Source organism: Prevotella sp. AM23-5 (genome assembly GCF_003473645.1).
GTDB classification, from domain to species: Bacteria; Bacteroidota; Bacteroidia; order Bacteroidales; family Bacteroidaceae; genus Prevotella; species Prevotella copri_A.
The window spans coordinates 8,949-15,127 of the sequence record NZ_QUCG01000077.1; the positions used below are offsets into that span (position 1 = coordinate 8,949).

The 6,179-nt window shown below is 42.8% G+C and carries 4 protein-coding genes; all 4 read left to right on the forward strand.

Annotated features, from left to right (window positions below):
• Positions 1 to 394 precede the first annotated feature (394 nt).
• The 4 genes from DW657_RS17910 to DW657_RS14565 all read left to right on the forward strand — a co-directional run bounded on the left by DW657_RS17910 (position 395) and on the right by DW657_RS14565 (position 6,001).
• The gene (locus DW657_RS17910; protein ID WP_158577391.1) at positions 395 to 2,371 is read left to right on the forward strand and encodes a hypothetical protein; all 1,977 of its coding nucleotides are present in this window, start codon (positions 395 to 397) and stop codon (positions 2,369 to 2,371) included.
• 86 nt (positions 2,372 to 2,457) lie between these two features.
• Positions 2,458 to 3,591, forward strand: a complete 1,134-nt coding sequence (locus DW657_RS14555) for an OmpA family protein (protein WP_118313176.1) — start codon at positions 2,458 to 2,460, stop codon at positions 3,589 to 3,591.
• Between the two features lie 109 nt (positions 3,592 to 3,700).
• A complete protein-coding gene (locus DW657_RS14560; protein WP_118313177.1) occupies positions 3,701 to 4,870 on the forward strand; it encodes a hypothetical protein in 1,170 nt (389 codons plus the stop codon).
• A gap of 78 nt (positions 4,871 to 4,948) precedes the next feature.
• The gene (locus DW657_RS14565; protein WP_118313178.1) at positions 4,949 to 6,001 is read left to right on the forward strand and encodes a hypothetical protein; all 1,053 of its coding nucleotides are present in this window, start codon (positions 4,949 to 4,951) and stop codon (positions 5,999 to 6,001) included.
• The last annotated feature ends 178 nt before the right edge of the window (positions 6,002 to 6,179 follow it).

The following is a 6,179-nucleotide window of genomic DNA, read 5'->3' on the forward strand; positions in this document are numbered from 1 at the left end:
TTATTTATTAGACAACTGAAGTGTCTTCTTGTTCGGGCGGTTGATGTAGGTCAAACTGATTGACAAGGATATTTTTCTAAAAACGTTATCATTGCTGTAAAATAGGGGAGAAAAGGGGGAGAAAAGAGGGGAGAATACTTAAAATATTTAAAATTTAAGGCATTTTGCTAAAAATAATGGGGAGAAAACTTTCTAATTCAAAAAAAAGCTTTACCTTTGCAGCGGTATATATACAAATTGGTAACGATAAAATAGGAAACTAAGAATGTTTAAAGTAGGAGAGTGACGGCAAGACCTAAGTCAACAACATACACTGGCTACTTCGTCGAGCTTGACCTTTCTAAAATATATAATGAGTTAGACAACATAAGTTTAATTAAATTTTTTATAAAAAATGAAAAGACAATTAACTAGTATTTTGCTCTTCTCTGCCCTCTTGGTGGGTGGAGCTAGCACTTTCGTATCTTGTACAGATCACGAAAGCGACAGTGCTTACGACACTAGCGTTTCTCAGATCGCAAAACTGACCGAATTGAACAAGTGGTTGGGCGAATTGAAGGAGACCAACCCTGATTTGAAATCTGCCATTGATGCTCGTATTCAGGCAAACATGAATGTTATCAAGGACGGTGTTTTTGCTGATAAGGAGCGCATCGAGGCAGCTATCCAGGGTTCTGAGGCTTACAAGAATCTTAAGGGAAAAGTTGATGGAGTTGATGGTCGTCTCCAAGCAATTGAGAAATTGCGTTTGACAGATTCTATCGCTGCAAAGAAGATTACAGACGCTTTGAATAATCGTCTTGATTCTGTTTCTGGTTCTTTGGATAAGGCTCTCAACAGCTTGGTTGAGCAGAAGCTTGATGGTATTACCGTTAATGCTACAGAGAATCCTGTAACTGGTTATTGGAATGCTTCATTCACCGGTTTGAATTTGAAGTTGGCTTCTTCTTTCTATGGTGTTGCTGCAGAGGGTAACGAGGATTGGGATGTAAAGGCTAATCAGGTGCTCGGTAAGGGCGGTAATGCTGGTTACCTCTATGTTTCTTTGAACCCAACAGAGATTGATCCTTCTTTGGTTAAGGTAGAGTTGGTTAACAGCCAGGGTGAGCCAGCTAAGGGCTTCGAGCTTGGTGAAATCGACAATACTGATAAGGTATTGACTTTTGGTACAAAGGCAGCTACTGTTTCTGCTAATGGTTTCTATCAGGTTCCTGTTATTGCTTCTGATCCTCAGAACGATGGCGTTGAATTCGATAAGGGCGCTTTGGCTGCTGCTGCAAAGAATGCTCTTAATGAGTTGATAAATCCAAAGGAGAATGATTTGGATTTGAGCATGATTGCTTCTGCTTTGTATAAGAACATTCCAGTATTAACCGCTTATGGTGTTAAGGCTGAGTATTACTTGTATAATCCAAATACAGAGACTCTTGAGCTTACAAAGACTGTTAAGCATGCTGTTAGCGACTATGATATCGCTGCATTCGCTGTTAAGCCAGTTTCTTTCAACTTCTTGAAGGACAATGCTACTCTTGATAAGCTCTCTGATTGGGCTGTTGAGAACTTCCGTTTGCCTTCTTTGTCAAGCAAGTTGGACAAGGTTATCGACGCTCTCAATGTTGAGATTTCTTATGATAAGGCTGATGAGTTCTATACATATTCTGTTATTACACCAAACGGTTTGTTCTGTCAGCAGGATGGCAATGATGTTGTAATCTATGGTCAGGGAACTGATCTTAATAATGGTCAGTTAATTGATGGCGAGTTGTATAGAATCAAGAATGCTACTGTTGAGAAGAAATTTGTTTCTACTGGTGGTTCTGCTGCTGAGTTTGTTTTTGTTATTAAGACAAAGGATAGTACTATTGCAGATCTCCTTGCTTCTGCAAACAAGCAGATTGCAGGTAAGTTGCAGCCAATTAAGAATGTTCTCAGCAATGTTAATGCTAAGTGGGAGAATGTAATCGCTAAGGTTAACCCATTGTTGAAGAAGGTAGCTTCTAAGATTGGTAGCGCTAATAAGTTGTTGCAGCCAACAATCCTTTATGTTGATCAGAATGGCAACCCTAACACTCTTAGCACAATCGGTGGTCGTCTTGGTACTCGTTTCGTAGGTACAGGTGCTACTACTCTTTATGCTACATCTTGGACAGCTGAGCTCTTGGCTCCTGCTTACAAGAAGTCTATCTCTGTTTTGGAGAAGGGTGCTACTGTAACATTGACAAATGGTAAATCTGCTGCTGAGCCATTCGATGGTTCTGTTAACAAGGTGATCTTCAATGCTGAAAAGGCTGGTACTTACACTATCGTTTACAAGGCTATTGACTACTCAGGTGTTGAGGTTGAGAAGACATTTAACGTTGTTGTAGAGTAATTTAAGAAAAAAATCGTTGGTGGCAAGCTTGCTTGCCGCTAGCCAAATCTTAAAAACAATATTTTAAAATAATTAGATTAAAGATTATGAAATTAAATAAAGTAATACTGTCAGGTGTTGTTGCTTTGAGTTGCGTTAGTGCGTCAGCTCAGGAAGCAGATAAGACTGTAAATGTCTTCACTCCACATTGGTATGCACAGGCTCAGATTGGTGGCCAGTACACATTGGGTGAGATCGGTTTCGGTAAGTTGTTGTCTCCAAATGCTCAGGTAGGCGTAGGTTATAACTTCAATAAGGTTGTAGGCGCTCGCTTCTCTTTGAATGCATGGCAGAGCAAGGCTGGTCAGAACGTGGCTGGCAACGTTTACAAGTGGAAGTGGAACTATGTAGCTCCTATGGTTGACGCTACATTCAACCTCACAAACCTCTTCTGCGAGTACAACCCAGACCGTTTGGTTGAGGTTGGCGTATTCGGTGGTATCGGTGCTAACATCGCTTGGGGTAATGACGAGGCTGCTGATGCTAAGGCTGCTATCTTGAAGAGTGAAGCTGCTACAGAAGCTTTGAAGTATGGTGCTACTCCATTGGAGAACCTTTGGGATGGTACAAAGACTCGCTTTGTTGCACGTGTAGGTGCTAACGTTGACTTCCGCGTAAGTGATCGCGTTAAGTTGGGCGTTGAGCTTTCTGCTAACACATTGAGCGACAAGTACAACTCAAAGAAGGCTGGTAACCCAGACTGGTACTTCAACGCATTGGTAGGTGTAAAGGTTGCTCTTGGTGAGACTCATACCACTAAGGTAATCCCTGCTCCAAAGCCAGTAGAGAAGATCATCGAGCGTATCATCGAGAAGCCAGCTCCAGCTCCAGCTCCTAAGGTTGAGTCTAAGGTAGTTGAGGAGAACTTCCGTCGTGATATCTTCTTCCCAATCGGTAACACAAACATCGCTAAGTCTCAGACTACTAAGATCGCTGAGATCGTAGAGTACATGAAGGAGAACCCAGATGCTAAGATCACTTTGACTGGTTATGCAGATAAGGGTACAGGTTCTGCTGCATTCAACGATAAGATTGCTGCTCGCCGTGCTCAGACTGTTTACAACACACTCGCAGCTAAGGGTGTTGCTAAGAGCCGCATGATCAAGGAGTCTAAGGGTTGCCGCGTTCAGCCTTTCGAGGAGAACGATATGAACCGTGTTACAATCTGTATTGCTAAGTAATTTAGCTCTATATAGAATTAAATAGTTCATTAAATATTATAACCGATCTTCATTCTTACTATGTAAGCTTTGGAGACCGGTTATTTTTTTGTAACTAAACAGTATTAGAATGAAGAAAAGATTGTTTCTGCTCCTCTTGGGTTGTGCTACCATGCTCGGTGCTCAGGCGCAGTTGAATGGAGCTGGCTACTACCGTGTGAAGAATGTTTCTACCGGTAGATATATGTCTCTTTCCGACAACCATAGTAGAGGAGTCAACTTCGCTTCTACCAGTGCGGATTGTGGCGCTATGGCTACCAGTTCTATTTGGGAGGACATCTCGCATGACCCGGGAAGCGTGTTCTATCTGGATCATATCAGCGGTAATAGCTATAATGTGGTAGGTCAGGGAACCAGCCTTTATGGTATTATCCAGTATTACATCTACCTCTCTCCGGTTGGCAATTACTACAAGGCTTGGCAGCAGGATAGTGGTCAGCGTATCACGCTTACCGATAAGAAATCAAGCAAGGCGGTGAGCTATGTAACTACTACGGGTACTTATAGTACTTGGAATATTACACCTATTAATACTTCCGATAATTATATTGGTGTAAAGCCAACCGTTACGGTTGGCGATAAGCATTATGCTGCCGTCTTTGCCGGTTATCCTTATACGCTGGGTGCTGGTATGAAGGCATACTATGTAACTAAGGTGATTGAGAAGGAAGGTGTGATCATTATCAAGGAGTTGACAGGTACCATTCCTGCAAAGACCCCAGTGTTGATTGAGTGTGCTTCTACAGATGTCAGCAAGAATCAGGTAACACCTGTTGTAAGCGATGCAGCTGTGCCATCTGATTTGGCTGCCCAGGTGAAGGGAGTTTACTTCTGTATTGGTAATCCTTGGTCTGGTCATTTCAACTCTGTGAAATTTGATGCTTCCAGTATGCGAGCATTCTCAGCCAACTCTTATGGCTATATTGCGATGACTACCTCGAAGGATGCGCTCAAATCTGTGAATATCGACCAGGAGGATGGTAATGGAGATAACTTGAGTGTTTTGGCTATCCCTGCCAACAGCTGGTATCTCTCTGTATCATCTTCTGCTCCATCAGAGATGAAGATGGTTACCGCAGAGCAGTATGCTACAGGCATCAAGGACATCACCGTGAAGCCTGCCTCATTATATAATGTATATACTCTTGAAGGTGTGCAGATTAAGAAGAATGCAACTTCTATCAGCGACTTGCATCAGGGAATTTACATCATAAATGGCAAGAAAGTCGTTATTAAATAAATAAAAAGCCCTAAACTCTTGTGAGTTTGGGGCTTTTTGCGTAACTTTGCACCGTTTTTTAATGAAAATCAAAAATTTATGAGAAAATATGTGATTGCATTGGCAGCAGCGCTGCTGCCAACGATGGGTATGTTTGCCCAGACATTTAGTGAGCCTTGCATCCCTGGCAAGGTGTACACCAAGAGTATTGACGCTTCCGTGACGGTGGGTACAACCGGTGTCGGTGTGGATGTGGCTGTGCCACTGAATGATGTCTTCCAGGTTCGTACGGGTTTCTCCTTTACTCCCCGTGTGCATGCTACCATGAACTTTGCGGTGCAGGTGGGTGATGAGAAGGAGAGTGAGCAGGTGCAGGCAGAGAAGTTCAATCGCCTCGCTGACATGCTGGAGGAATATACCGGTACCAGAGTAGGGAATAGCATCGATATGGTGGGTACTCCAACCATGAACAACTTCAAGTTGCTCGTAGATGTTCATCCTTTCCGCAACAAGAACTGGCACTTTACTACCGGTTTCTATTGGGGACCTTCACAGGTTGCCAAGGCTGAGAATGCAGTCTATGATGGAACCTCTCTGGTGGCTGTAAGTATGTACAACAACCTCTATGAACGTGTGAAGAACTCTTATGAAAACTTTGTTCCTTATATGGCGGTAGGTGATCAGCAGTTGGTAGCCAGCAAGGAGCTCTATGATAAGTTTATGAGTTATGGCAGAATGGGTGTTACCTTAGGCGAGCGCAAGGATGGTACTCCATTCCGTCTGGAGCCGGATGCTAATAATAATGTATCTGCCACTATCAAGGTAAACAACTTCAAGCCTTACTTAGGTTTCGGTTATGGTGGCAAGCTCTTCAAGAATAGCGACAATTATTATGTTTCCTTCGATGCCGGTGTCTTGTTCTGGGGTGGTACTCCAAAGATCATGACCAACGATATCCAGAAGGTTACCTTTACAGCTAACGAGGATTATACAGAGGCAGTGAAGCATGTTACCACAGAACCTGGTGTGGATTTGGCAAAGGATGTGAAGAACGTACCGGGTAAGGTAGGCGACTATGTGAAGCTATTGAAGAGCTTTAAGGTTTATCCTGTGGTAGAACTTCGTTTGACCCGCCGAATCTGGGTGAAGTAAGGTAGGATGTGTGCCTACACACCCAGGTGGCTTAAAAACGGCGATTTGGGGCGAAAATAGGCGATTTAAGGCGTAAAAGTGTTTAAGACTGTTAAATAATAGCGGTTTTTGAAACTTTTCTCTCCGAAAATTTGGTGGTTTCGCAAAATGTTAGTACTTTTGCACTCGCTTTTGAGAA

What these genes read in the sequence shown, in the direction of transcription:
- DW657_RS17910 (WP_158577391.1), top strand. Translation starts at nt 395, where the DNA reads ATGAAAAGACAATTAACTAGTATTTTGCTCTTCTCTGCCCTCTTGGTG.
- DW657_RS14555 (WP_118313176.1), top strand. Translation starts at nt 2,458, where the DNA reads ATGAAATTAAATAAAGTAATACTGTCAGGTGTTGTTGCTTTGAGTTGC.
- DW657_RS14560 (WP_118313177.1), top strand. Translation starts at nt 3,701, where the DNA reads ATGAAGAAAAGATTGTTTCTGCTCCTCTTGGGTTGTGCTACCATGCTC.
- DW657_RS14565 (WP_118313178.1), top strand. Translation starts at nt 4,949, where the DNA reads ATGAGAAAATATGTGATTGCATTGGCAGCAGCGCTGCTGCCAACGATG.